The organism is Paraburkholderia atlantica (assembly GCF_000092885.1).
GTDB classification, from domain to species: Bacteria; Pseudomonadota; Gammaproteobacteria; order Burkholderiales; family Burkholderiaceae; genus Paraburkholderia; species Paraburkholderia atlantica.
The window spans coordinates 1554162-1580018 of sequence record NC_014117.1 but is presented as its reverse complement, the minus strand read 5'-3'; the positions used below and the strand labels follow the sequence as shown (position 1 = coordinate 1580018).

The following is a 25857-nucleotide window of genomic DNA, read 5'->3' as shown; positions in this document are numbered from 1 at the left end:
CCTCTGCCGGGCCGGCCGGCCCTACGCGGTCACAGACGCTCGAAAACCGCCGCGATCCCCTGGCCGCCGCCGATGCACATCGTGACGAGCGCATAGCGCCCGCCGATGCGCTGCAGTTCGTACAGCGCCTTCACGGTGATCAGCGCACCGGTTGCGCCAATCGGATGGCCGAGCGAAATGCCCGAGCCATTCGGATTAACCTTGGCCGGATCGAGACCGAGCTCCTTGCTGACCGCGCAGGCCTGCGCGGCGAATGCCTCGTTGGCCTCGATCACGTCGAGATCGGCGACCGTCAGACCCGCCCGCTCGAGCGCCTTGCGGCTCGCCGGCACCGGCCCAATACCCATAAACGCCGGATCGACGCCCGCGTGCGCGTACGACACGAGCCGGGCCAACGGCTTCACGCCGCGCCGCTCGGCGACGCTACGCTCCATCAGCACGACGGCCGCGGCAGCGTCGTTGATGCCCGACGCGTTGCCCGCCGTCACCGTGCCGTTATCCTTCACGAACACCGGCTTCAGCTTCGAGAAGTCTTCCGCTGTTGCGTTCAGCCGCGTGTGCTCGTCGGTGTCGAATACGACGTCGCCCTTCTTCGACGCAAGCGTGATAGGCAGAATCTGCTCCTTGAAGTAGCCGCTCGTGATCGCGTGGGCTGCGCGACGATGGGATTCGAGCGCGAGCGCGTCCTGCGCGTCGCGCGAGATGTCGTACTTGCGCGCGACGTTCTCGGCGGTCACGCCCATGTGGATCGACTGGAACGGATCGTTGAGCGCGCCCACCATCATGTCGACCAGACGCGCATCGCCCATGCGCTGACCGAAGCGCGCGGCCGGCATCGAATACGGCGCGCGACTCATGTTTTCAGCACCGCCGCCGATCGCGATATCGGCGTCGCCGAGCAGCACGCTTTGCGCAGCCGACACGATGGCCTGCAAGCCCGAGCCGCACAGCCGGTTCACGGTCAGCGCGGGGGTATGCTGCGCGACCCCGCCGTTGATCGCGGCGACGCGCGCGAGGTACATGTCTTTCGGCTCGGTGTGCACGACGTTGCCGAACACGACGTGCCCGACTTCATCGCCCGACACGCTCGCGCGTGCGAGCACTTCGCGCACGACGCGCGCGCCGAGATCGGTCGGGGCGAAGTCCTTCAGACTGCCGCCGAACGTGCCGATTGCCGTGCGCACACCGCTTACCACCACTACGTCCCGTTGCATCGCTTGCCCCTCCTGTTGTCTCCAGTTCGCCTGGATGATTGCGCCAACGCGGGCCATGCTGCGCCGCGCGCGGCTTGCGTAATATCTAGCCTGCCAGCAACCTCTCGACGGTCTCGCGCGACGGAATCGGCGCGACCGCGCCATAACCTTGCGTCGACAGCGCGGCGGCGACGTTCGCGTAGCGCGCGGCGGCAAACGGATCGTCGCCCGCGACGATGCGCGCGATGAATGCGCCGCCGAAGCAGTCGCCGGCGCCGGTCGCATCGACCGCGTTGACGACGTGGCCCGGCACGACGCGCCGTTCGTTAGGCGTCGCGACATACGAGCCGTCCTTGCCGAGCTTCAGCGCGACCACGCTCGGCCCGTGCGACAGCAGAAAATCGACGATCTCGTCGCGGCCGGTCAGCCCCGTCAGTTCGGTAACGTCGTCCCAGCTCGGCAGGCAGATGTCGGTCTGGCGGATCGCCTCGAGCATTACCGCGCGCGCCCGCGCGAGCGGCCACAGCTTCAGACGCAGATTGGTGTCGAAGCTCACGCGCACGCCATTCGCACGCGCATGCGCGATGGCTTCGAGCGCGGCGTCGCAGGCGTTGACGCTGATGGCGAGACTGATGCCGGACAGATGGACGACCTTCGCCGCCGCGAGCGCGTCGCGTGGCAGATCGGCGGGCGCATAGCGGCTCGCCGCCGAGCCCGCGCGCAGATAGTCGAACGCGTGGCCGTTGGGACCGTGAGACACGAAATAGACGCCGGTCGACGCTTGCGCATCGATGCGCACGAACGACGTGTCGACCTGCTCGCGCTCCCACAGATCGACCAGCAGACGTCCGAAATGATCGGCGCCGACCGCGGACACGAAGCCGGTTCTCGCACCTTGGCGCGCGGCCGCAATGCAGAAGTTCGACGTGTCGCCGCCGAAGCCTTGCAGGTAGTTCGGCTGATCCTTCGCCGACTGGTTGAATTCGATCATCGCCTCGCCGAGCGCGAGGATGTCCGGTGTTTGAGCCGCGCCGAGCGTCATCGCTTAGACCTCGCCCCACAAATCGTGACCGTCCGCGCCGGTGATCTTCACCGACACGAAATCGCCGACCTTGTAGCGCTTCGACGCTTTGGTGGACGGCGCGATATAGACGACGCCGTCGATCTCCGGCGCATCCGCCGCGGTGCGACCGATGCCGCCGTCCGCGTTGATCTCGTCGACCAGCACCTTCAGCGTCTTGCCGACCTTCTTCGCGATACGCTTCGCCGACACCTGCTCGGCCACTTCCATGAAGCGCGCGCGACGTTCCCCACGCACTTCGTCGGGCAACGCGCCGTCGAGCTCGTTCGCGCTCGCGCCTTCGACCGGCGAGTACGCGAAGCAGCCCACGCGATCGAGCTCCGCCTCGCGAATGAAGTCGAGCAGCGTCTCGAACTGCTCTTCGGTCTCGCCCGGGAAGCCGGCGATGAACGTGCTGCGGATCGTCAGATCCGGGCAGATCTCGCGCCATGCCTTCACGCGCTCCATCACCTTCTCGGCGTTGGCCGGTCGCTTCATGCGCTTGAGCACTTCCGGATGCGCGTGCTGGAACGGCACGTCGAGATACGGCAGCACGTGGCCCTTGTACGGACCCGCGGCCATCATCGGAATCACTTCGTCGACGCTCGGATACGGATACACGTAATGCAGACGCACCCACGCGCCGTATTGCGCGGCGAGTTCGCCGAGCGCGGCGACCAGATCCGTCATGCGCGTCTTGATCGGCTTGCCGTTCCAGAAACCGGTGCGGTATTTGACGTCGACGCCGTATGCGCTCGTGTCCTGCGAAATGACGAGCAGTTCTTTCACGCCGGACTTGAACAGGTTCTCCGCTTCGAGCATCACTTCTGCGACCGGGCGCGACACCAGATCGCCGCGCATCGACGGGATAATGCAGAACGTGCAGCGATGATTGCAGCCTTCGGAAATCTTCAGGTACGCGTAGTGGCGCGGCGTGAGCTTGACGCCCGCGGCGGGCACCAGATCGACGAACGGGTCGTGCGGCTTCGGCAGATGGCTGTGCACCGCCTGCATCACCTCGCCGACCGCGTGCGGGCCGGTCACCGCGAGCACCTTCGGATGCACTTCCTCGATCAGCCCCGACCCGCTCGCGCTCTTCTTCGCGCCGAGGCAACCGGTGACGATCACCTTGCCGTTTTCGTTGAGCGCTTCGCCGATCGCGTCGAGGCTTTCCTGCACGGCTTCGTCGATGAAGCCACACGTGTTGACGACCACGAGGTCCGCGCCGTTATAGGTGCCGGAGATTTCGTAGCCTTCGGCGCGCAGCTGCGTGATGATCTGCTCGGAATCGACGAGGGCCTTGGGGCAGCCGAGGGAAACGAAGCCGACTTTCGGCGTGGCGCCCGGCGCGGCCGGAGCGTTCGAGGGGGTGGAAGACATGGGGAACCGCTTGAAGACGTTAAACCGTGAATTGTAGCGGTTCGCCACCGCCACCGCTCGTAAGTCTTTGAATTCTAGTCTTCAAACGGGGATCAGTTCGGCCGGACCGGGTTGATTCAGCTCGCTGTTTCCGGCGCCGAAAACGTGCTCACGCGGCGGTGTCGACGCGCCTGCGGCCGCCTGCGTCTGGCCGATCACCGTAAGAATTTCGTCAGAGTCCTGCACTCGACGGATCGCCGCATGCAGCTCGGCCGCTTGCGGCCAGGTCCGCTGCAGGTAGCTGAGCCACTGCTTGACGCGGCCGTGCTCATGGGTCAGCGAGCCGTGCGCCCGCAGCTTGTTCAGGTAGCCGACGATCGAACCCAGCACCTGCGGCCATTCGTCGGCCGACGGACACGGGTCCATGAGCCCGCGGATTCGCTGCGCGAGGAACGGGTCCGACACGGCGCCGCGCCCGATCATCACGTCCGCGCAGCCACTGACCGAGCGGCAGCGCTGCCAGTCCGCGACCGTCCAGACCTCGCCGTTCGCGATGACGGGCACATCGACTGCGTCGTCGATGCGCGCGACCCACTCCCAGTGCGCCGGCGGCCGGTAGCGGTCGTCGCGCGTGCGAGCATGGACGACGAGCGAGGCCGCGCCGCCGTCCACGAGCGCCTGCGCGCATTCGATCGCCCGTGACGTGTCGGACACGCCGAGGCGCATTTTTGCCGTGACCGCGATATCGGCCGGCACCGCGGCGCGCACGGCCGAGACGATCTGGTTCAGCAACTCCGGGGTCGCGAGCAGCATCGCGCCGCCGCCATGCTGATTGACGACTTTGGCGGGACAGCCGAAGTTCAGGTCGATACCGTAGGGCGACAGCGTGGCCGCGTACGCAGCATTGCGCGCCATCCACTGTGGATCGCTGCCGAGCAGTTGGATCACCATCGGCGTGCCGCTGGCGGTCACGCTCGCGTGCAGGATTTCGGGCGCCTCTCGCTCATAGACGCGCGTGGGCAGCATCGAGCCCGTGATGCGGATGAACTCGGACACGCAGCCGTCGAAAGCGCCCGCGCTCGTCAGCACGTCTCGCAACACGTAGTCCGCAAGCCCTTCCATTGGGGCGAGAAACAGCCGGTTCATGAGGATGGGGGTGAACGGCGGATCAGCGAAAAATGATCCGTGCAGCCTTCGCAACGGAAGACGCTGACGCGATCAGGGAGGCGGTCTCAAACATAGGAAGGGTCCAGCGGAAGGAATACGGTAACGGCGCTAGCAGCGATGTGGCGGCAGTGGGACGCAACGGACATTGAACCGCGGCCGGATTCCGGTTCTGACGGAAAAGCGTCCCCACGCGCGGGCCGATATTGTAGCGCGTCGGAGGCTGCGCACTCCTGCAAGCCATGCCGGGGGATTGGCAACGGAGCAGCTGGATGCCAACGGTGCGCCAACGCCAGTAACTGGCTCAGCCAAGTCGGGTGATCCCGTTGCTGCCATGAAGGTCGGCTTCGCGTCCGCGGGCTACCCCAAAGCCCTGGTCAAGCCGAGCGGACCTCGCCGCCATTCATCCCTTCACTTCTTCTCCGGCTCAGGATTGCCCTGCGGCGTAGCCGGCGCATTGCTCGCGTTGCTCGCATTGACCGCACCGCCCGGCGTGAACGGGAACGTGGCGAACATGGTCTTCGCCTGGTTCTGCATCTGCTCCTGCATTTGCACGAACATGTTCTTCGATTGCTCGATATAGCTGGTCATCATGCCCTGCATCATCGGCGCCTGCATGTTCATGAACTGCGACCAGACCTCAGGGTTCATCGCCTTGCCTTCATACAGATTCTTCGACTGGTCGGCGAGCTTCGCCTGAATGTCGATGAAGGCCTGGATGTTCTTTTCCAGATACGTGCCCATCATGCCCTGCATCGCATGACCGTAGAACCGGATGATCTGCGACAGCATCGACGACGAGAACATCGGCAGGCCCCCGCTCTCCTCCTCGAGAATGATTTGCAGCAGGATCGAACGCGTCAGGTCCTCGTTGCTTTTGGCATCGATCACCTTGAAATCTTCCTGATCGAGCACGAGCTGCTTCACGTCATTCAGCGTGATGTAGGTGCTCGTCTCGGTGTCGTAGAGCCGACGATTCGGATATTTCTTGATCAGTCGTTCGGCCGTTTTCTTTGTAGTAGTAGTCATGTAACGCCTTTAAGCTCGAGTTAAGCAAACGCGGAAACGGCGTCCGGGCTGTGCAATAGCATACATTGCGCAGCCGGGACGCCGGCGAAACCATCTGAGCCGAAGCACGCCGCCTTCCGGTCCGGCGCGCCGATGGCTCAGCCCATATGCAAGCCGCCATTCAGCGAAAAATCTGCGCCGGTGGCGAAGCCTGATTCTTCCGACGCGAGCCACGCGACGATCGAGCCGATTTCGTCCGGCTGACCGAGACGGCGCACCGGAATCGTCGCAACGATTTTTTCCAGCACGTCCGGGCGGATCGCCTTGACCATGTCGGTGCCGATGTAGCCCGGCGACACGGTGTTGACCGTCACACCCTTGGTCGCGACTTCCTGCGCGAGCGACATCGTAAAGCCGTGGATGCCGGCCTTCGCGGTCGAATAATTGGTTTGGCCGAACTGGCCCTTCTGGCCGTTCACCGAGGAAATGTTGATCACGCGGCCAAAGCCACGCTCGACCATGCCGTCGATCACCTGCTTGGTGACGTTGAACAGGCTGGTCAGGTTGGTGTCGATCACCGCGGTCCAGTCTTCGTGCGTCATCTTGCGGAACACGACGTCGCGCGTGATGCCGGCATTGTTGACCAGCACGTCGATCTCGCCGACTTCGGCCTTGACCTTGTCGAACGCGGCCTTGGTCGATTCCCAGTCGCCGACGTTACCCTCGGAGGCGACGAAGTCGTAGCCCAGTGCCTTCTGCTCGTCGAGCCACTTCGCACGGCGCGGCGAATTCGGGCCGCAGCCCGCAATCACCTTGAAGCCTTCCTTGTGCAGACGCTGGCAGATGCTGGTGCCGATGCCGCCCATGCCGCCCGTTACGTACGCAATTCGCTGTGTCATAAACCACACTCCGTTATCGTTGTCGAGGCGCCTGCCGGCGGCCTCGTGCCTCGCCTGATACTGGTTCACGTTGCCGCCGGGCGACCGTCTGGCAACGCGCGCTGCCGGCACGAGTCACCTGTTGCAGCGCGCCGCACCGCCAGTTGGCGTGCGGCGCGGCCAGACGCCTGTGCCGGCGAAGGCCGCGCGTGAACGGTCGCGATCGCGCGCGGCGTACCCAGCGTACTTTAAACTCGCTCGACCGCGAGCGCGACACCCATGCCGCCGCCGATACACAACGACGCCAGACCCTTCTTCGCATCGCGCTTCTGCATTTCGTGCAGCAGCGTAACGAGAATCCGGCAGCCGGACGCGCCGATCGGATGGCCGATCGCGATCGCACCGCCGTTCACGTTGACCTTCGACGTGTCCCAGCCCATCTGCTTGTGCACGGCGAGCGCCTGTGCGGCAAACGCTTCGTTGATTTCCATCAGGTCGAGGTCGGCCGGCGTCCAGCCCGCGCGCTCGAGGCAGCGGCGTGAAGCCGGCACCGGGCCCATGCCCATCACCTTCGGATCGACACCCGCGTTCGCGTACGCCTTGATGCGCGCGAGCGGCGTGAGGCCGAGGGCTTCCGCTTTTTTCAGCGACATCACGAGCACCGCGGCCGCGCCGTCGTTCAGGCCCGACGCATTCGCCGCCGTGACCGTGCCTTCCTTCGAGAACGCCGGCTTCAGGCCCGCGAGCGATTCGGCCGTCACGCCATGACGCACGAATTCGTCGGTGGCGAAGCGCAGCGGCTCGCCCTTGCGTTGCGGAATCTCGACCGGCACGATTTCGTCGTTGAAGCGCCCTGACTTCTGCGCGGCTTCCGCCTTGTTCTGCGACAGCGCCGCGAACGCGTCCTGCTGTTCGCGCGTGATGCCGTGTTCCTTCGCGACGTTCTCAGCCGTCACGCCCATGTGGTACTGGTTGTACACATCCCACAGGCCGTCGACGATCATCGAGTCGATCAGCTTCGCGTCGCCCATGCGGAAACCATCGCGCGAACCCGGCAACACGTGCGGCGCGGCGCTCATGTTTTCCTGGCCGCCTGCGACGACGATGTCCGCATCACCGGCGATGATCGCGTTGGCCGCGAGCATCACGGCCTTCAGACCGGAGCCGCAAACCTTGTTGATCGTCATGCCCGGCACGGCCGACGGCAAACCCGCCTTGATCAGCGCCTGACGCGCGGGGTTCTGACCGGAGCCCGCCGTCAGCACCTGGCCCAGAATAACTTCGCTCACCTGTTCCGGCTTCACGCCTGCCCGTTCGAGTACGGCGCGCACCGCGATCGCTCCGAGTTCAGGTGCGGCAACCTTCGCCAGCGACCCACCAAACTTGCCCACTGCAGTACGAGCGGCCGATACGATCACAACATCAGTCATTTCCATATCCTCAGGGCATCCCGGCAAACTGCGCCGCAGCCCGTTACGTTAAAAATTGCGTTGCAACTTGCGTTGCTCTCACGCCTTCATCAACCAGACGCTCATTCACCTGCCAAACACCTATGCACCGGCCGAGCGCGCAGCAACTTCGGACGCGCGCGTCGAACCTGTGCGTGAAACCTACTCCCGTTGCCGCACGTAGCGGCCCGGCGCCGGCTCGATGACCGGGAATTCGTCGGAGCCCAGCGTGGCGCGCGGCTTCACCTTCTTGCCGCCGTACTGATCGAGCCACTCGGTCCATTCGGGCCACCAGCTGCCGGGCACTTCCGTCGCCGCGTCGAACCATTCGTCCGCGCTTTCGGGGAGCGTCTTCGCGTCGCTCTCGAGCTTCCAGAAACTACGCTTTTTCTTCGCGGGCGGATTGATCACGCCAGCGATATGACCCGACGCGCCGAGCACGAACTTCAGCGGTCCAGTAAGCAGCGGCGCCGACGCGTACGCGGTTTGCCACGGCACGATATGGTCTTCGCGCGAACCGTAGATGAAGGTCGGCACGTCGATCTTCGACAGATCGATCGGCTCGCCGCAGGTGGTGAGCGCACCCGGCTCGCGCAGCTTGTTCTCGAGATACGTGTTGCGCAGATACCAGACGTACATCGGACCCGGCACACTGGTCGAGTCGCTGTTCCAGTACAGCAGGTCGAACGGCACCGGCGTGCGGCCCTTCAGGTAGTTGTCGACGACGTAGTTCCACACGAGGTCGTTCGGACGCAGGAACGAGAACGTGTTCGCGAATTCAATGCCGCGCATCAGTCCCGGCGGCGCACCGTTCTTGCCACCGATGGTCTGCTCGCGCATCTGTACGTGCGCCTCGTCGACGAACACGTCGAGCACGCCCGTGTCGGAGAAGTCGAGCATCGCGGTGAGTAGCGTCATCGACGCGGCCGGATGTTCGCCGCGCGCAGCGGCCACCGCCAGCGCGGTGGCGAGCAATGTGCCGCCGATGCAGAAACCGAGCGTATTGATCTGTTCGCGGCCGCTGATCTGGCGCACGGTGTCGATCGAAGTGAGCACGCCTTCGCCGATGTAGTCGTCCCACGTCTTGTGCGCAATCGACTGATCGGCGTTGCGCCACGAAATCAGGAACACCTGGTGGCCCGAATCGAGCGCGTGCGCGACCAGCGAATTTTCGGGCTGCAGGTCGAGGATGTAGTACTTGTTGATGCACGGCGGCACGATCAGGAGCGGCCGCTCGCGCACGGTCGCCGTACGCGGCTTGTACTGAATCAGCTGCAGCAGATCGTTCTCGAACACGACCGAGCCTTCGGTGTTCGCGAGGTTCTCGCCGACTGTGAAACGCGATTCGTCGGTTTGGGAAATCTTGCCGCGCTGCATGTCGCCGAGCAGGTTCATCACGCCCTGGCGCAGGCTCTCGCCCTTGCTGTCGAGCAGCGTTTTCTGCGCTTCCGGATTCAGTGCGAAGAAGTTGCTCGGCGAGGCCGCCGCGGTCCACTGCTGGACTGCGAAGCGAATGCGCTCGCGTGTTTTCGGCTGGGTGTCGAGCGCGTCGACCATCTGCTGCAGATAGCGCGCATTCAGCAGATACCACGCGGCGGTGAACGCGTAGGCCGGCGCCTGGCTCCAGGCGTCCGCGCTAAAGCGCCGGTCCTTGAGTTCGGGCGCCTTGATCGCCGACGTGGTGGCCTGCTGGATCAGTTCCATCGCCTCGCGCGAATAGTCGGTCTGCAGCTTCTGCAAACGCTCGGGCGGAATTGCGGCGGTGGGAATGCTCAGCCCCGGCAGCGCGCCGGCGGCCAGCTTGCTGAAGTCGGGCATGCCGGGAAATCCCGGGATTTGCGGAAAGCCCGCCGTGATCTGCGCAAGGTCCGGCATCTGCGGCATTGAAGGTATCTGGAATGCCGCGCCGTTGGGCTGAGCGCCGAACGAACGCCAGGCGTTCATCCAGGCGTCGAGAAATTGCTGCATGCCTGCGGCTGACGATGCACCGCTGGTACCGGCCTGCTGCGTCTGCTCCTTCGAGGAGTCCGTGCTGGGGGAAGCTGAGGAATGAGATGCTGCCATGCCTGCTTTTGACCGGTAAGTCCTTGCGGACGGGTTGAGAGGCAGGTTCGTGCGCACGGAGCGATTGCTCGCGACTTCGTCACACCCTGTCCCATGAACGAGGAGGAGCTTAGAAGGAACATTCTTGCTCCCCATCACAAGGCATGTCAATGCTTGCTCCCGATTTTGCCGCAGTGCGATATTTTTTTAATTATCGTTTTCCCTGTATGGCAAATCGCGCTTTTGCGAATCAAACGTTCCACGCCGCACGCAAATCGAAAAAAGTCCTACGGCGCATGGTACTTAAGCATATTTATTCGTTCGGTCGGGCACAGAGCAGGCGGGCGATTCGCGCTATTAGACCGTCTTCCGGCAGCGCAACAAAAAAGGTGTTTGAACCGGTGCGCATTCGCGCGAAATAAACCGCCGTTCGATTTTAAAAGTATGACGAGATGCTCGCGCTACCCGGAATTAATCGGCAATGGATTGCGCCTGTTCGTCAATCCAGATCCACGCAGCCATACGGCCGGTTTCGCGGTCACGGCGATACGAATAAAAACGTTCGCGCAGCGTGACCGTGCACAGATCGCCGCCGCTGATACGCGTAAGCCCGAGCCGCTGGAGACGCAAACGCGCGAGCGCTGGCAGATCGGCGAGATATTTGCCGGCATTCCCGGGATGTGCGACGAACGCCTTCGCGGTCGCATCGCGTTGTGCACCGTCGACATCAGTCATGAAAGCGTCACGCACGTCTGCGCCGACTTCGAATGCGTCGGGTCCGATCGACGGTCCGAGGTACGCATGCAACTCGCTCGCCGGCACGCCCGCCAACGCCGCGACGCGCGCGGCGGTCTGCTCGACGATGCCCGCCGCGAGACCGCGCCAGCCGGCATGCGCGGCGCCAACCGCGCGCCCCGCTTTGTCGCACAACAGCACCGGCATGCAATCGGCCACCATCACGACGCACGCGATGCCCGCGCGATCGGTCACGCTCGCGTCCGCGCGCGCCGGCGCGCCATGCTCGCGCGCGTGCGCGAGCGCATCCTCGGCGCGCACGATGCCGGCGCCGTGGATCTGTTCGAGCCACGCGGCCTCGCGAACGCGGGTAAGCGCGACGAGCCGTGCGCGGTTGCTCGCGACCGCAGCAGGATCGTCGCCGGTCTTCATGCCCAAATTAAGCCCGCCGGGCTGGTCAGCGCCGTCGCGCCAGCGGCCGAACGGCGCGTCGCTGACGCCGCCGTCGCGCGTGGTGACGAGCGCGCGCACGCGCGGCGATACGTTCCATGCGGGTTGCACGACATCGGCAAAACCCAGCTCCGGCAGATTGGCGCTCATGCGTGATCGTCCTCGTCGTGGTCGCTGTCTTCATCGTACGCGCCGTCGTCGAACGATGCATCGTAGTCCTCGTCCTCGTCATACGCGTCGTCGAACTCGCCCGCGTCGTCGCGACCCAGACCGAGCGCGGCAGACAATGCCTCGATGTCGGCCGGCACATCGGCGCGCCATTGCATCGAGCGGCCGGTCTTCGGATGGATCAGGCCGAGCCGCCACGCGTGCAGCGCCTGGCGCGCGAAGCCGTCCGGCAGCGGCGTGACCGAGCGCTTGCCGCGCGCGCGTCCGTAGACGGGGTCGCCGAGCAGCGGATGACCGATATGTGCGCAATGCACGCGAATCTGATGCGTGCGCCCGGTCTCCAGATCGCAGTGGATCGCCGTGACCGGCTGACGCTGCCAGATCGCCGAGGCCACGCGCCGGAAATGCGTGCGCGCCGGCTTGCCGGCCGCGCCCGTGACCACGGCCATGCGCGTGCGCTCGCGCGGGTCGCGGCCGATCGGCGCGTCGATCGTGCCTTCGTCGGGCATGTTGCCCCACACCAGCGCGAGGTAGCGGCGCTTGACCGTGCGCGCCTGCAACTGACGCACGAGGTCGGTCTGCGCCTCGAGCGTGCGCGCGACCACCATCAGCCCCGAGGTCTCCTTGTCGAGCCGATGCACGATGCCCGCGCGCGGCAGACCCGCCGCTGTCTCGCCATAGCGGTGCAGCAGTCCGTTCAGCACGGTGCCGCTCCAATTGCCGGCAGCCGGATGCACGACCATGCCGGCCGGCTTGTTGATGACGACCAGCGTGTCGTCCTCGTAGACGATCTCGAGCGGCACCGGTTCGGGCGTGAACGCGAGCTGCTCGGGCAGCAGATCGGGCACGAGCTCGATCGTGGCGCCGAGCGGCACCGGCTGGCGGATCTTCGCCGGCTTGCCGTCGACGCGCACCCGCTGCGCCTCGATCCAGCTTTGCAGACGGCTGCGCGAGAACTCGGGGAATACTTTGGCGAGCACCTTGTCGAGGCGCTCGCCGGCCAGTTCGTTGGGTACCACGACGCGGCGCGGCGCTTCGCCGGCCGCGCGCACGGGCACGGGCGCCGCCGTGGCCGCGAAGCCTTGCGGACCGCTCGCGGCGAGCGCGTCGCCGGCGAAATCGTCATCGAGGGAATCGACGCCCAACGCGTCGGCCGGATCGGCGCTTACGCTATAATCTTCGTTGCCATTCCCGGCGCCTGCGGTGCCTGGAGTATTTGAGCGGGTCATTGAATCTGGGTCACCTGGACGTAAAGCTAGACTGGAAAATGCGAGCCTTGAACACCATCACTGAAGCGGCGATCAATTTGGCGGCCATCAAGAAGGCGGCCCGGAAAGTGGCCGGATACATTGCGTGCGCCGCGGCCGTCGTCGCTGTTGCGGCTTGCCACGGCCTGCCGGAGAAGACCGATGAAACGGCAACGTGGAACAACAACAAATTATATACGGAGGCGAACGACGCCCTGACCGGTGGTGACTGGGGCAAGTGCGCGAAGTATTTCGAGCTGCTCGAGGGCCGTGACCCGTTCGGCCACTTTGCCCAGCAGGCGCAGATCAACGTCGCGTACTGCAACTGGAAAGACAACGAAAACGCCGCTGCCGACCAGGCCATCGACCGCTTCATCCAGCTGCACCCGGATCACCCGGACATCGCCTACGCGTATTACCTGAAGGGCATGATCCACTTCAACGACGACCTCGGTCTGTTCGGCCGCTTCTCGGGCCAGGATATGAGCGAGCGCGATCCGAAGTCGCTGCGCGAGTCGTATGACGCGTTCAAGGTCGTGGTGGACCGCTTCCCGAACAGCAAGTACGCGCCGGACGCCGCGCAGCGCATGCGCTACATCGTGAATGCGCTGGCATCGCATGAAGTCCACGCGGCGGACTACTACTATCGGCGCGGCGCCTATGTCGCCGCGATCAACCGCGCGCAGCTCGCCTTGCGCGAGTACAAGAACGCGCCGGCCATCGAAGATGCGCTGCACATCATGATTCTGTCGTACGAGAAGCTGAACAACCAGCAACTCGCTGACGACACGCGTCGCGTACTGGCCGGCACTTTCCCCGACAGCCCGTACGTGACCGGCCACGCACGGCCCGGCACGGCGAAGTCGTGGTGGCAGTTCTGACGCCTCACGCGCGGACGGCACACTGACCGTCGTCTGAAAACGAAAACGCCACGACCTCGGTCGTGGCGTTTTCGTTTCTGCTCGCCGCGAGACTCAATCGCGCTCGAACAGCGCAATCGATTCCACGTGCGACGTATGCGGGAACATATTGACGACGCCCGCGCCCACCAGCCGATAGCCGGCCTCATGCACGAGCAGCCCGGCATCGCGCGCGAGCGTGGCCGGCGCGCACGACACGTAGACGATGCGCTTCGGCAGCGGCCCGTTGCCGCTTTGCGCGATCTCCGCGAGCGCCTTCGCGATCGCGAGCGCGCCTTCGCGCGGCGGGTCGACCAGGAACTTGTCGAAGTGGCCGAGCGCGCGCAGGTCGTCGGCGGTCACTTCGAACAGGTTGCGGCACGCGAACGACGTATGGCCGGCGACGCCATTCAGTTCCGCGTTCGCGAGCGCGCGCTGGGTCAGCACTTCGCTGCCTTCGATGCCGACCACTTCCCGCGAGATGCGCGCGAGCGGCAGCGTGAAATTGCCGATCCCGCAGAACAGGTCGAGCACGCGGTCGGTGCGTGCCGGCGCCAGCAGCCGCAACGCGCGGCTCACCAGCACACGATTGATCGCGTGATTGACCTGGGTGAAATCAGTGGGTTTGAAAGGCATGCGGATGCCGTATTCCGGCAGCGTGTAGTCGAGCTGCACGTCGAGCGGATAAAGCGGCGTGACCGTGTCGGGACCGCCAGGCTGGATCCAGAACTGCACGTTGTGCTCGTCCGCGAACTTGCGCAGCACCTGCTCGTCCTCCGCCGTCAGCGGTTCGAGGTTGCGCACGACGAGCGCCGTGACCGACGAGCCGACCGCGAGCTCGAGCTGCGGCATACGGTCGTAGATCGACAGCTTGCGGACCATGAAGCGCAGCGGCATCAGCATCGCCGACACATGCGGCGGCAGCACCTCGCAGGTCTTCATGTCGGCGATATAGCTGCTCTTCTTCTCGTGAAAGCCGATGCGCATGCCGCCCTTCTCCGGCAGATAGCGCACCGCGAGCCGCGCGCGATAGCGATAACCCCAGGACGGCCCGTGAAGCGGCCGGAACACCGTTTCGGGGCGCAGCTTCGCCAGATGCTGCAGGTTGTCCTCGAGCACACGCTGCTTGACCGCCACCTGCGCGCGCATGTCGAGATGCTGCATCGAGCAGCCGCCGCAGATGTTGAAGTACGTGCATTTCGGCGTCGTGCGGATCACGCTTTCGCGGAACACCTGCACGACTTCGGCCTGCTCGTATTTCGGCTTGCTGCGATGCGTCGAATAACTGACGAGTTCACCCGGCAGTGCGCCTTCGACGAACACGACCTTGCCTGGCGTGCCGTCTTCGCTCGCGGTGCGGCCCACGCCGCGCGCTTCCATATCGAGCGAAACGATTTCGATGACCGGTTCGTTGCCGGTAATGACGGGCGCCGGCGCTGGGGCGTGCGCCCTGGCATGCTTCGATGAGCGCCGCGGCGAGCGACGTTGGGGGGCAGTTCGGGACACCTGCGGACTTCCTGACAAACTATGGGGTAAAGGGGAGATTGTAGACGAAGCGCCGGGCTTGCCTGTGGCGCGGTGTGCTTGACGTAGGGAGCGTGTGCGGATCGCGCGCCCGAGTCGCCGGGCGGCGCCCCGGCGGACGCCCTACTCGCGCGCCCTTACTGCTCGAACGCCGCCAGATACTCGGCCCACTGCGGCGCGGTTTCGAGCGCGAGCGCGTTCTTCACGAGGTTGATCTCATCAGCATACTCCGACGGCGAAAAGCCGCCGCGCATCAGCTGGAAGCGGCAATACAGCAGGTACGTATTGACGACGTCGGTTTCGCAGTAGTTGCGGATTTCCTCGATGCGCCCTTGCTGGAACGCCTGCCACACCTGACTGCCGTCCATGCCCATCTTGCCCGGAAAGCCGCACATCTTCGCGAGCGCGTCGAGCGGCGCATTCGCGCGCGCCTGGTACATCGCGAGCACATCCATCAGGTCGGTGTGGCGCGCGTGGTAGCGGCTGATGTAGTTGTTCCACTTGAAGTCGCGGTCGTCCTCGCCGAGATCCCAGAACCGGTAGGCGGGGATGCCGTTGACGAGCGCGCGATAGTTGAGCACCGGCAGGTCGAATCCGCCGCCGTTCCACGACACGAGCTGCGGCGTGTATTTTTCGATCACGCGATAGAACGACTGCACGAGCGTCGCCTCGCCGTCCTCGGGCGTGCCGAGCGAGCGCACACGAAAACCGTTGTTGTCGCGAAACACGCAGGAAATCGCCGCGATCCTTTGCAGGTGATGTGGCAGAAAATCGCTGCCGGTTTTTTCGCGGCGGGCGGCGAACGCGTGCTCGGCGACGTCGGCGTCGCTCATCGACGCCGGCAAATCCTCAAGACGGCGGATGCCGGCGACATCGGGAATCGTCTCGATGTCGAAAACAAGAATCGGTGTCATCAGGTCAGAGAACGGCGTCTTTGCGGACACCGTTTGAGGCGAAGAAGCGCTTGAGCCGCACCAGCGCTTCCTGTTGGATCTGGCGCACACGCTCGCGCGTGAGGCCCATTTCGTCAGCCAGCTCCTCGAGCGTGGCGGGCTCGATATGATTCAGACCGAAGCGCCGCTCGATCACGTGGCGGTGCTTGTCCGACAAACGCGCGAGCCATGCGCGCGTCAGCGTTTCGAGCTCGCGATGTTGCACCTCGGCGTCTGGCGACTGGCTCTGGTCGTCCGACAGCAGATCCAGCAGACTGCTCGCCGGATCGAGGTCGAGCGGCGCGTCGAGCGACGCGGTGTGCTCGTTCAGCGCGAGGATGTCGGTGACTTCGTCGGTGGTCTTGCCGGTCAGATAGGCGATGTCGTCGATGCTTGCGTCGCGGCGCTCGGCCGCTTCGCCCGAATTCATCGAGTTCTTTTCCAAATGGCGCTTCGCGCGCAACACCTGGTTCAGCTCACGAATCACATGCACCGGTAAGCGCACGGTGCGCGCCTGGTTCATGATCGCGCGCTCGATGCTCTGGCGGATCCACCAGGTCGCGTAAGTCGAAAAACGGAAGCCGCGCGTCGGATCGAATTTTTCGATTGCGTGCATCAGGCCGAGATTACCCTCCTCGATCAGATCGAGCAGCGGCACGCCGCGATTCAGATAACCCTTGGCAATGCTGACGACCAGCCGCAGATTGCGCTCAATCATCACCTGCCGCGCTTCGAACTCGCCGGCCTTGGCAAGCCGCGAATATTTCTGCTCTTCCTCGACGGTGAGCAGCGGCTTCACGCTGATGCGGTTTAGATAATGCTGGATCGTGTCGGCCGTGAGTTCGGCCTGCAGCAGTGCGCGGAAGTCGTCGGCGTCGGGCAGCGCGTCGCCAGTGCTTTCGCGCGCGTCGGCGCCCTCGCTGTCGTCGAGGCCGCCCTGGCGTTCGTCGAGATCGCGCTCCTCGGCGATCTCCTCTTCCACTTCCGAAGCGCCGCTTTCGTCCACTGCGGCGGACGTGACTTCGCTGATCGTCTCAGACTCGGCTTGCGGCGGGCGGCGCTTCGATTTCGGCATGGTCGTATCGCTTATTGCGGCGGCAAATACTTCAGTGGGTCGACTGGTTTACCCTGTCGGCGAACTTCGAAATGCAACATCACGCGGTCGGAATCGCTATTGCCCATCTCAGCGATCTTCTGCCCTTTCGTTACCGCGTCCCCCTCTTTTACCATCAAAGCGCGGTTGTGTGCATACGCGGTGAGATAAGTTGCATCATGCTTGATGATAATGAGATTGCCGTAACCACGCAGCCCATTTCCGGCATAAACGACGCGACCATCGGCCGACGCTTTAACCGGCTCGCCCGCGGAACCGCCGATATTGACGCCCTTGTTGGTCGAGTCGTTGAAGGTGTTGAGCAACGGACCGCGCACCGGCCATGCAAATGCTACGTTGCCGGCCGCCGCGCTGCCGAGCTCGGCGTTCGCCGCAGAGGAATTGGCCGGAGGCGCAGCTACCGCACCATTTGCGGGCGTTCCGTTCGTCGCGCCGCCGTAGAGCGGCGGCATCGCGGCGCCGACCGCGGCCGGCGCGTTGTTGTTCAGCGGTGCACTTTGCGCCGCGCCCGTGTTGCCGATCGGCGCGGTCGACACGCCCGGCGTCAGGGCCGCGGTATTCGCGCCCGGCGGCACGACGCGCAGCAGCTGGTCGACTTCGATCTGATTCGGATTGGTCAGGTTGTTCCACGTCGAGATGTCGCGGTAATTCTGGCCGTTTTCGAGCGCAATGCGGTACAGCGTATCGCCCGGCTTCACGCGATAGTAACCAGGCGGCGGCGGGCCGAGCGGCACCGCCGGTTGGGCCGCGCCCTGCGCGGTGGAGAGGACGCCGCCGCCGGAGCGGTCGACGACGGGCGCCTGGTCGAGCCGGGATGCACAGGCCGTCATCAACAGGGACAAGGCGAGCACGCACACGCTGCGCTGGGTTACGGTCAAGGGGGTATTCGGGGTGGTTCTCTGCATCGCGCGCAACATACTCATCGGTGTCAAATCACTCCGGATTTTAAGGGTACAAAGAAAACGCGATCAAGCCGCGACTCGCGCCATTGCGCGGGCCCGAGGCGCTCGACCAGCGTCAGCACCTGGCTCTGTCCTTCCTGCGAGCCGACCGGCGCAACCAGACGTCCGCCGATCGCAAGCTGCTCGAGCAATGCCTGTGGAACGTCGAGGCCGGCCGCCGCGATCACGATCGCGTCGAACGGCGCCGCCGACGGCAAACCGAGCCGCCCGTCGCCGTAATGCAGCCGGATATTCGGAATGCGCAGCGGACGCAGATTCGTCTTCGCGCGCTCGAACAGCGGCTTGATGCGTTCAATCGAATAAACCTCGCGCGCGACCTGGCTGAGCACCGCCGCCTGATAGCCGCAACCGGTGCCGATTTCGAGCACCGTGTTCAGCGCGCGCCCGGCCGCCGCGAGTTCGATCATTCGCGCGACCACCGACGGCTTCGAGATGGTCTGGTGATGACCGATCGGCAACGCGGCATCTTCGTACGCCTGGGCCGCAAGACCCGGATCGACGAACATGTGGCGCGGCACCGCCGCCATTGCGTTCAATACACGCTGGTCGCTGACGCCATTGGCTCGCAGGCGTTCGACCATGCGTTCGCGAACCCGTTCCGAGGTCAGCGCGAGAGCGTTGTTCATCGCGCCGCTGCTTGCGCCGCCGGATGCGCCGCTCATCGCACCGGCTAGCACGGCGTTCGACGCGGGTTTCGCGCTTTGCTGCAGTTGCGACTGAAGTGGTGATGGTGTCGGGCGTGCGCCGTGTGCAGACGCATGCGTCGAGGTTTTGCCTGGCTTGACCGACGACTTCGGTGTTTGCTTGACAGGCTGCCCCGCCAATGAGCCAGCCAGCGAGTTGACCGTTGTCTTTGGGACGGGCGCGGCCTGCGGCTTCGGCGGCATCGCGCCGGTGGTTCCCATTGGCGTGCCCAACGTTCCGCTTTGCGTCTTCGCCTGGGGAATTACCTGGGGTCGCGTCGCAGACGTTGACGTTGCTTGAGCAGCAGCGGAAGTCCTCGCTTGCGCTCGTGCGGCCGCGCCGCCCTGCGTCGGTTTCGCCGACTGCTGCCTCGCATTCAACGCCGCGCTCGCCGCGAGCGCCGCCGCGCGCATCTCTCCCGGACGTCCCTCGTGCCGGCGCGGCTCGCGCACCAGGTCCTCGAGACCAAGCGGAAAGCGCTTCGCGCGCTCGCCGGTCATGAACTGCCGCTCCCGGCGCGTAGCCAGTCGCGCGCCGCGGGCAGCATTTGCGTGTAGGTCAGATCGAGCTGCAGCGGCGTGATCGACACGGCGCCGTTCGCGACCGCGTGGAAGTCCGTGCCTTCGCTCGCGTCGCGCGCCTGGCCCGAGGCGCCGATCCAGTAGATCGGTTCGCCGCGCGGATTGGTTTGGCGGATCACCGGCTGCGACGGATGACGTTTGCCGAGTCGCGTGATCTCCCAGCCGCGCAGTTGGTCATACGGCAGGTTAGGAATATTGACGTTCAGCAGCGGATGTCCCGGCAACGGCCGCTCGAGATAATGCGCGACGATTTCGGCGGCAACCCGCGCCGCGTCTTCGAGATGCACCCAGTCCTTGTCGACCAGCGAAAACGCGATGGCCGGCACGCCGAACATGATGCCTTCGGTGGCGGCCGCGACAGTGCCGGAATACAGCGTGTCGTCGCCCATGTTCTGGCCGTTGTTGATACCCGACACGACAAGGTCCGGTGTATGGTCGAGCATGCCGGTCAGTGCGATGTGCACCGAGTCGGTCGGCGTGCCGTTCACGTAGTAGAAACCGTTCGCCGAACGCAGGACCGAGAGCGGCCGCCACAGCGTCAGGGAATTCGACGCGGCGCTGCAGTTCTGTTCGGGAGCCATCACGGTGACGTCGGCGATCGGCTTCAGCGCTTCGTAAAGCGCGGCGAGGCCCGGCGCCAGATAACCGTCGTCGTTGCTGAGTAGGATTCGCATGCGCCGATTGTAACCGAGGAAAGATGGCACGCGAACGACATGGTCGGCGTGTCGGTGTGACGTGCACGAGCTTCGTGCGAGCTGGTGTTTTTCAGGTACGCGGATGCTCGTGTCGAACGCCAGGATGCTGCTTTGCATTGATCGCGCGACCGTGCGCGTTCGTCGATGAATCGGCATCCTGTGCATGCTTCGCACTGTGCAATGCAATACGGCTCGCGCGACGAAGCGCGCTGCGCGTCGTAAGCTGCAACGCAATAAATCGTACGGTCGTACGCATTGCTTTACACTCGATACCCTTGCGAACCCTGAACGATATGGAGACACGATGCGCGCGATTCGCTGCAAGCAATACGGCCCGCCCGAGAGCCTGGTCGTCGACGACCTGCCGGATCTCGAGCCGCCGCCAGGCCACGTCGTGATCGACGTGAAGTCCGCAGCCGTCAATTTTCCCGATGTGCTGATCATCGAGAACAAATACCAGTTCAAGCCGCCGCTGCCGTTCACGCCGGGCTCGGAAGCTGCGGGCATCGTGCGCGCGGTTGGCGAAGGCGTCACGCAGTTCAAGCCCGGTGCGCGCGTGGCCGCGTTCACCGGCTCCGGCGGTTTCGCGGAGCAGGCGCTCGCACCCGCCGCTGCCTGCGTGCCACTCGCCGACGATGTGTCGTTCGAACTCGCGGCCGCCTTCACGCTCGCGTATGGCACCTCGCATCACGCGGTGGTCGATCGCGGCGCGCTACAGCCTGGCGAGACGATGCTCGTGCTCGGCGCGGCCGGCGGCGTCGGGCTGGCTGCGGTCGAAATCGGCAAGGCGCTCGGTGCGCGCGTGATCGCGGCGGCGTCGAGCGACGAAAAGCTCGCGACCTGCGTCAAGCACGGCGCCGACGCGACGATCAACTACAGCAGCGAGGATCTGCGCGAGCGCATCAAGGCGCTCACCGACGGCAAAGGCCCGGACGTGATCTACGACCCGGTCGGCGGCGTCTATGCGGAGCCGGCGTTTCGCAGCATCGGCTGGCGGGGACGTTATCTGGTGGTCGGCTTTGCCAACGGCGAGATTCCGAAGCTGCCGCTGAACCTGATGTTGCTCAAGGGTGCGAGCGTGGTCGGCGTGTTCTGGGGCGATTTCGCCAAGCGTGAGCCGCAGCGCAACCGCGCGGCATTCGAGCAGATGACCGGGTGGATTCGCGAAGGCAAGCTCAAGCCTTACGTATCGGCCCGCTATTCGCTCGAGGACACCGGCCGCGCGTTGCGCGATATGGCCGAGCGCCGCGTGATCGGCAAGGTGGTGATCACGCCGTAGTGCAACCAATCAGGCAGCATGAAAAACGGCGCGGCGCCCGAGGGCGATTTCGGGCGCCGCGCCGCTTGCGATCCACGTTCACAGCTTCTCGGTATCTCCGCTGCGCGGTTGCCACTTCATCAACCGCCGCTCCGCGATGCCGACGATCGCGTCGAGAATCAGCGCGAACGCGGTCAGCACCAGAATCCCCGCGAACACGGTGTTGATATCGAAAGTGCCTTCGGCCTGCAGGATCAGATAGCCGACGCCGCGCGCCGAGCCCAGATACTCGCCCACCACCGAGCCGACGAACGCCAGCCCCACCGACGTATGCAGGCTCGAAAACACCCAGCTCATCGCGCTCGGCAGATACACGTAGCGCAGCAGCTGTTTGCGGTTCGCACCGAGCATGCGCGCGTTCGCGAGCACGACCGGGCTCACTTCCTTCACGCCCTGGTAGACGTTGAAGAACACGATGAAGAACACCAGCGTGACGCCGAGCGCGACCTTCGACCAGATGCCGAGGCCGAACCACACGCCGAAGATCGGCGCGAGAATCACGCGCGGCATCGAGTTCGCGGCCTTCACGTACGGATCGAACAGCGCACTGGCGGTCGGCGCGAGCGCGAGCCACAAGCCGACGCCGAGCCCGATCGCGGTACCGAACACGAACGCGAGCACGGTCTCGACGAGCGTGATCCACAGGTGCAGATAGATCTCGCCGCCGGTGAACCACTCCCAGATCCGCTGCAGCACTTTCTGCGGCTCGCCGAAGAAGAACGCCGCCTTGTTCGGATCGTCGAAATAGAACGGCGGCACCAGCGTCGGACTCGTCAGCACGTACCACAGCACGAAGCACAGCACGAGCAGCAGCCACTGCCAGATCACCAGATTCGCCCGATTCGGGCGCAACGTCTTCCACATGACTTGGTTTGCCTTGGACGATTGTTGAACGCGTCTTCTCTTTTAATGCGCATGCAGCGATGCTGCGACACGCTTAAACAGCGGTCAGTTGCTGCTGATACCCTTTGAGCACTTCATCGCGCAGCACGCCCCAGATCTGCGCGTGCAATTCGACGAAGCGCGGATGCGAGCGGATTTCTGCAACATCGCGCGGCCGCGGCAGATCGATCCGGAACTCGCCGATCGGATGCGTGGCAGGCCCGGCCGACAGCACGACCACGCGATCCGACATCGCGATCGCTTCGTCGAGATCGTGCGTGATGAACAACACGGCCTTGCGCTTCGCGGCCCAGAGGTCGAGCAGCTCGTTTTCCATCAGTTGCCGCGTTTGAATATCCAGCGCCGAAAACGGCTCGTCCATCAGGATGATGTCGGGATCGAGGATCAGCGTTTGTGCCATTGCGACGCGCTTGCGCATGCCGCCCGACAGCTGATGCGGATAGCGGTCGCCGAAGCCGCCGAGTCCGACGCGCTTTAACCACTCTTCGGCCTTCGCGCGCGCGTCCGAGGCCGACATACCGCGAAACGACAGGCCGGCCATCACGTTGTCGAGCGCCGAGCGCCACGGCATCAGCGCATCGGCCTGGAACATGTAACCCGCGCGGCGGTTCAGGCCATCGAGCTTCTCGCCGAACACGCTGACCACGCCCGTCGACGGCTGCAGCAGCCCTGCGCCGATGTTCAGCAGCGTGGACTTGCCGCAGCCAGTCGGCCCGACCACCGACACGAACTCGCCTGGCTCGATACGCAGCGTCGTGTCTTTGACCGCTGTGTAGCGCTGCGCGCGGTTGTCGCGCGCGGCGAACGTGCAGGTGATGTTTTCGAGCGCCAGGGCAGCAACGGTCATCGTACGGCTCGCTTCAGGGATCGGGTTTGCGGGGAGATGTCGCGGCGACGCTGGAGACCGCGCGCGCCGCGTCGTTTATGCCTTGACGGTCGTCAGCGCCTTCTTCACGAAGTCGTTGGTCCACGTCTTCGACAGATCGATTTGCGCGTTCTGGATCATCGGATCGAACGCTTTCAGCGTCTTCAGCGACGTCGCGGGACCGTCGGCGGGCATCAGGCCGTCGGGCGACATCGCTTCGCGCACGTGCTGCCACGCGTCGAGATAGAGCGCGCGGTCGCCGAGCAGATAGCTCTCCGGCACCGTGTTGATCAGTTCGCTGCCGCTCGCGTTCTGCAGCCACTTGAGCGCGCGCACCATCGCATTGGTCAGCGCCTGCGTGGTGTTCGGGTTCTTCGTGATGAACGATTGCGACGCGTACAGGCAGCCCGCCGGCATGTCGCCGCCGAACACCGTGTGCGTGTCGGCGAGCGTGCGCGTATCCGACACCACGCGCACCTCGCCGGCGCGCTCGAGGCGCGTGACGACCGGATCGAGATTGGCGATCGCGTCGATCTGCCCGGACTGCAGCGCGGCGATCGCACCGGCACCCGCGCCCACGCCGATGAACGCGACGTCCTTCGGACTGAGCCCCGCTTTCGCGAGCACGAAGCTCGCCATGATCGACGTCGACGAACCCGGCGCCGTCACGCCGATCTTCTTGCCCTTCAGATCGGCGATCGACTTGAAGTTCGGCATCGTCTTCTTCGATACCGCGAGCACGATCTGCGGCGCGCGTCCCTGCAGCACGAATTCGCGGAACATCTGCTTTTGCGCCTGCAACAGCAGCGTGTGTTCGAACGCGCCGGAGACCACGTCGGCGCTACCGCCGACGGCCGCCTTCAGCGCCTGCGAGCCACCCGCGAAGTCCGAAATCTCGACTTCGAGCCCTTCGTCCTTGAAGTAGTTGCGGCGCTCGGCGATCGTGAGCGGCAGGTAGTAGAACAGGTTCTTGCCGCCCACCGCGATGGCGACCTTGGTGGTCTCGGGTTTGGCCTGCGCGAAAGCGAACGGTGTGGCCGCGAGCGAGGCGCCCGCGAGCGCCGCACCGCCGGCGAGGAAGGTTCTGCGTTGCATGGTCCGTTGTCTCCAGATTTTTTGTAGTCCGGCTTTTGACCGCCCGTGTGCGCGTTGCGCACGCGCTTGGGCACGGTATGGTGGCTTGCCGGTCGCGCGGCGCCGATCGTACGTCAGCGACGCGCGTTAAGCGCTCTTCTCAATGCGTTGCACTGCGCGCATCAGACGATCTGTTGCGCCCGCAACCGCGCGATGCCGTCAGCATCATAACCTAGTGATTGAAGGACTTCATCGGTATGTTCACCCAATTCCGGCCCTAGCCAGCGAGTCTCGCCGGGCGTCGCCGACAGCTTCGGCGTAACCGTGGGCAGCGTGATTTCCTTGCCGTCCTGCCACTTGAACCGCTGGATCATCTGCCGCGCGATGAACTGCGGATCGGTGAACATATCAGCGACGCTGTAGATGCGGCCTACCGGTACATCGGCCGCGTTCAGCACCGCGAGCGCTTCGTCGATCGTGCGCGTGGACAGCCACGCGGCGATCGCGGCGTCGATTTCCTGGGTGCGCGGCACGCGGCCGTCGTTATGCGCGAGCGCTGGATCGTTCGCGAGATCGTCGCGTTCGATCGCGATCATTAGCCGCTTGAAGATCGGATCGCTATTTCCGCCAATCACGATGCTGCCGTCGCGGCACGGATACGTATTGGACGGCACGATGCCCGGCAGCGACGCGCCGGTACGCTCGCGCACCATGCCGTAGACGCCGTATTCGGGCACCACGCTCTCCATCATGTTGAAGACGGCCTCGTACAGCGCGACGTCGACGACCTGTCCCTTGCCGCCGTTCACCTGCTTGTGATGCAGCGCCATCAGCGCGCCGATCACGCCGTGCAGCGCGGCAATGGAATCGCCGATCGAAATACCGATGCGCGGCGGCGGCAGATCCGGATAGCCGGTGATATGGCGCAGACCGCCCATCGATTCGGCGATCGCGCCGAAACCGGGCCGGTCGCGATACGGCCCGGTCTGGCCGTAGCCGGACAGACGCACCATCACCAGACCGGGGTTCTCGGCGGACAGCACGTCGTAGCCGAGCCCGAGCTTTTCGAGCAGACCGGGCCGGAAATTTTCGACGACGATATCGGCCTCTTTCGCGAGCCGCCGCACGATCTCTTTGCCCTCTTCGGCTTTCAGGTTGATCGTGACGGACTTCTTGTTGCGCGCCTGCACGGCCCACCACAGTGACGTACCGCCGACCTCCGGGTACAGCTTGCGCCATTTGCGCAGCGGGTCGCCGCCTTTGGGGTCTTCGATCTTGATGACCTCGGCGCCGAATTCGCCGAGAAAACGCGCAGCGAACGGCCCGGCGATCAGCGTGCCCAGTTCCAGCACCTTGACGTCGGCGAGCGGACCGCGCGCGCCACGCGGTGTGGCGCTCGCGCCTGAATCGGGAGTGGCGCTCATGAGTCTCCTTTGTCGGCCAGAGTGGGTGCCCAGCACTTACTCCGGTCCCCTGCAAATTGGTTGCATTGTTTTGTATCGCCGTGCGCGCGGTCTGCGTGGCTGGCGAGGACGCGTGGCTTCACGGGTACC

General features: G+C 64.7%; 22 protein-coding genes. 2 read left to right on the top strand and 20 right to left on the bottom strand.

Annotation, left to right across the window (positions count from 1 at the left end; genetic code table 11):
- Positions 1-29 precede the first annotated feature (29 nt).
- The 10 genes from bktB to BC1002_RS06990 form a co-directional block, all read right to left on the bottom strand.
- A complete protein-coding gene (gene bktB, locus BC1002_RS07035) occupies positions 30-1214 on the bottom strand; it encodes a beta-ketothiolase BktB (protein ID WP_013089367.1) in 1185 nt (394 codons plus the stop codon).
- An 85-nt stretch (positions 1215-1299) separates the two neighbouring features.
- Positions 1300-2235 carry a sugar kinase gene (locus BC1002_RS07030; RefSeq protein ID WP_013089366.1) on the bottom strand — a complete coding sequence of 312 codons (936 nt, stop codon included), beginning with the start codon at positions 2233-2235 and terminating at the stop codon, positions 1300-1302.
- 3 nt (positions 2236-2238) lie between these two features.
- Positions 2239-3633, bottom strand: a complete 1395-nt coding sequence (gene rimO, locus BC1002_RS07025; protein ID WP_041734351.1) for a 30S ribosomal protein S12 methylthiotransferase RimO — start codon at positions 3631-3633, stop codon at positions 2239-2241.
- An 81-nt stretch (positions 3634-3714) separates the two neighbouring features.
- Complete coding sequence (locus BC1002_RS07020) at positions 3715-4758, bottom strand: tRNA dihydrouridine synthase (protein ID WP_013089364.1); 1044 nt, start codon at positions 4756-4758, stop codon at positions 3715-3717.
- 429 nt (positions 4759-5187) lie between these two features.
- Complete coding sequence (gene phaR / locus BC1002_RS07015; RefSeq protein ID WP_013089363.1) at positions 5188-5805, bottom strand: polyhydroxyalkanoate synthesis repressor PhaR; 618 nt, start codon at positions 5803-5805, stop codon at positions 5188-5190.
- Between the two features lie 137 nt (positions 5806-5942).
- The gene (locus BC1002_RS07010; RefSeq protein ID WP_013089362.1) at positions 5943-6683 is read right to left on the bottom strand and encodes a 3-ketoacyl-ACP reductase; all 741 of its coding nucleotides are present in this window, start codon (positions 6681-6683) and stop codon (positions 5943-5945) included.
- Between the two features lie 227 nt (positions 6684-6910).
- Positions 6911-8092, bottom strand: coding sequence for an acetyl-CoA C-acetyltransferase (locus BC1002_RS07005; protein ID WP_013089361.1), 1182 nt, complete (start codon positions 8090-8092; stop codon positions 6911-6913).
- Positions 8093-8272: 180 nt separating this feature from the next.
- Complete coding sequence (gene phaC, locus BC1002_RS07000; protein WP_013089360.1) at positions 8273-10078, bottom strand: class I poly(R)-hydroxyalkanoic acid synthase; 1806 nt, start codon at positions 10076-10078, stop codon at positions 8273-8275.
- 546 nt (positions 10079-10624) lie between these two features.
- Entirely contained in the window at positions 10625-11488 is an 864-nt protein-coding gene (pgeF, locus tag BC1002_RS06995) for a peptidoglycan editing factor PgeF (RefSeq protein WP_013089359.1), read from the bottom strand.
- Positions 11485-12735 (bottom strand): RluA family pseudouridine synthase, encoded by a 1251-nt coding sequence (locus BC1002_RS06990; protein WP_013089358.1) that lies wholly within the window; start codon positions 12733-12735, stop codon positions 11485-11487. Before BC1002_RS06990 ends, pgeF begins: the two co-directional genes overlap by 4 nt.
- Before the next feature lie 38 nt (positions 12736-12773).
- Here BC1002_RS06990 and BC1002_RS06985 point away from each other — a divergent pair, with 38 nt between their 5' ends.
- Complete coding sequence (locus tag BC1002_RS06985) at positions 12774-13634, top strand: outer membrane protein assembly factor BamD (protein WP_013089357.1); 861 nt, start codon at positions 12774-12776, stop codon at positions 13632-13634.
- A 93-nt stretch (positions 13635-13727) separates the two neighbouring features.
- Here BC1002_RS06985 and rlmD read toward each other — a convergent pair whose 3' ends face one another.
- The 6 genes from rlmD to surE form a co-directional block, all read right to left on the bottom strand.
- Complete coding sequence (rlmD, locus tag BC1002_RS06980) at positions 13728-15158, bottom strand: 23S rRNA (uracil(1939)-C(5))-methyltransferase RlmD (RefSeq protein WP_013089356.1); 1431 nt, start codon at positions 15156-15158, stop codon at positions 13728-13730.
- 155 nt (positions 15159-15313) lie between these two features.
- Positions 15314-16090 carry a 3'-5' exonuclease gene (locus BC1002_RS06975; RefSeq protein ID WP_013089355.1) on the bottom strand — a complete coding sequence of 259 codons (777 nt, stop codon included), beginning with the start codon at positions 16088-16090 and terminating at the stop codon, positions 15314-15316.
- Between the two features lie 4 nt (positions 16091-16094).
- Positions 16095-17183, bottom strand: coding sequence for an RNA polymerase sigma factor RpoS (rpoS, locus tag BC1002_RS06970; RefSeq protein WP_013089354.1), 1089 nt, complete (start codon positions 17181-17183; stop codon positions 16095-16097).
- 11 nt (positions 17184-17194) lie between these two features.
- Entirely contained in the window at positions 17195-18145 is a 951-nt protein-coding gene (locus tag BC1002_RS06965) for a peptidoglycan DD-metalloendopeptidase family protein (protein WP_013089353.1), read from the bottom strand.
- A 5-nt stretch (positions 18146-18150) separates the two neighbouring features.
- Positions 18151-19368, bottom strand: a complete 1218-nt coding sequence (locus BC1002_RS06960) for a protein-L-isoaspartate(D-aspartate) O-methyltransferase (protein WP_013089352.1) — start codon at positions 19366-19368, stop codon at positions 18151-18153.
- Positions 19365-20123 carry a 5'/3'-nucleotidase SurE gene (gene surE / locus BC1002_RS06955; protein WP_013089351.1) on the bottom strand — a complete coding sequence of 253 codons (759 nt, stop codon included), beginning with the start codon at positions 20121-20123 and terminating at the stop codon, positions 19365-19367. The genes BC1002_RS06960 and surE overlap by 4 nt, the downstream gene beginning before the upstream one ends.
- Before the next feature lie 325 nt (positions 20124-20448).
- Between surE and BC1002_RS06945 the strand changes: the two genes are divergently transcribed.
- Entirely contained in the window at positions 20449-21423 is a 975-nt protein-coding gene (locus BC1002_RS06945; protein ID WP_013089350.1) for an NADPH:quinone oxidoreductase family protein, read from the top strand.
- Between the two features lie 78 nt (positions 21424-21501).
- Here the strand turns inward: BC1002_RS06945 and BC1002_RS06940 are convergent, their stop codons facing one another.
- From BC1002_RS06940 to BC1002_RS06925, 4 genes are all read right to left on the bottom strand, one after another.
- A complete protein-coding gene (locus tag BC1002_RS06940; RefSeq protein WP_013089349.1) occupies positions 21502-22326 on the bottom strand; it encodes an ABC transporter permease in 825 nt (274 codons plus the stop codon).
- A gap of 73 nt (positions 22327-22399) precedes the next feature.
- Positions 22400-23212, bottom strand: coding sequence for an ABC transporter ATP-binding protein (locus BC1002_RS06935; RefSeq protein ID WP_013089348.1), 813 nt, complete (start codon positions 23210-23212; stop codon positions 22400-22402).
- A gap of 75 nt (positions 23213-23287) precedes the next feature.
- Entirely contained in the window at positions 23288-24325 is a 1038-nt protein-coding gene (locus tag BC1002_RS06930) for an ABC transporter substrate-binding protein (RefSeq protein ID WP_013089347.1), read from the bottom strand.
- A 161-nt stretch (positions 24326-24486) separates the two neighbouring features.
- Positions 24487-25728, bottom strand: a complete 1242-nt coding sequence (locus BC1002_RS06925; RefSeq protein ID WP_013089346.1) for a CaiB/BaiF CoA transferase family protein — start codon at positions 25726-25728, stop codon at positions 24487-24489.
- Positions 25729-25857 lie beyond the last annotated feature (129 nt).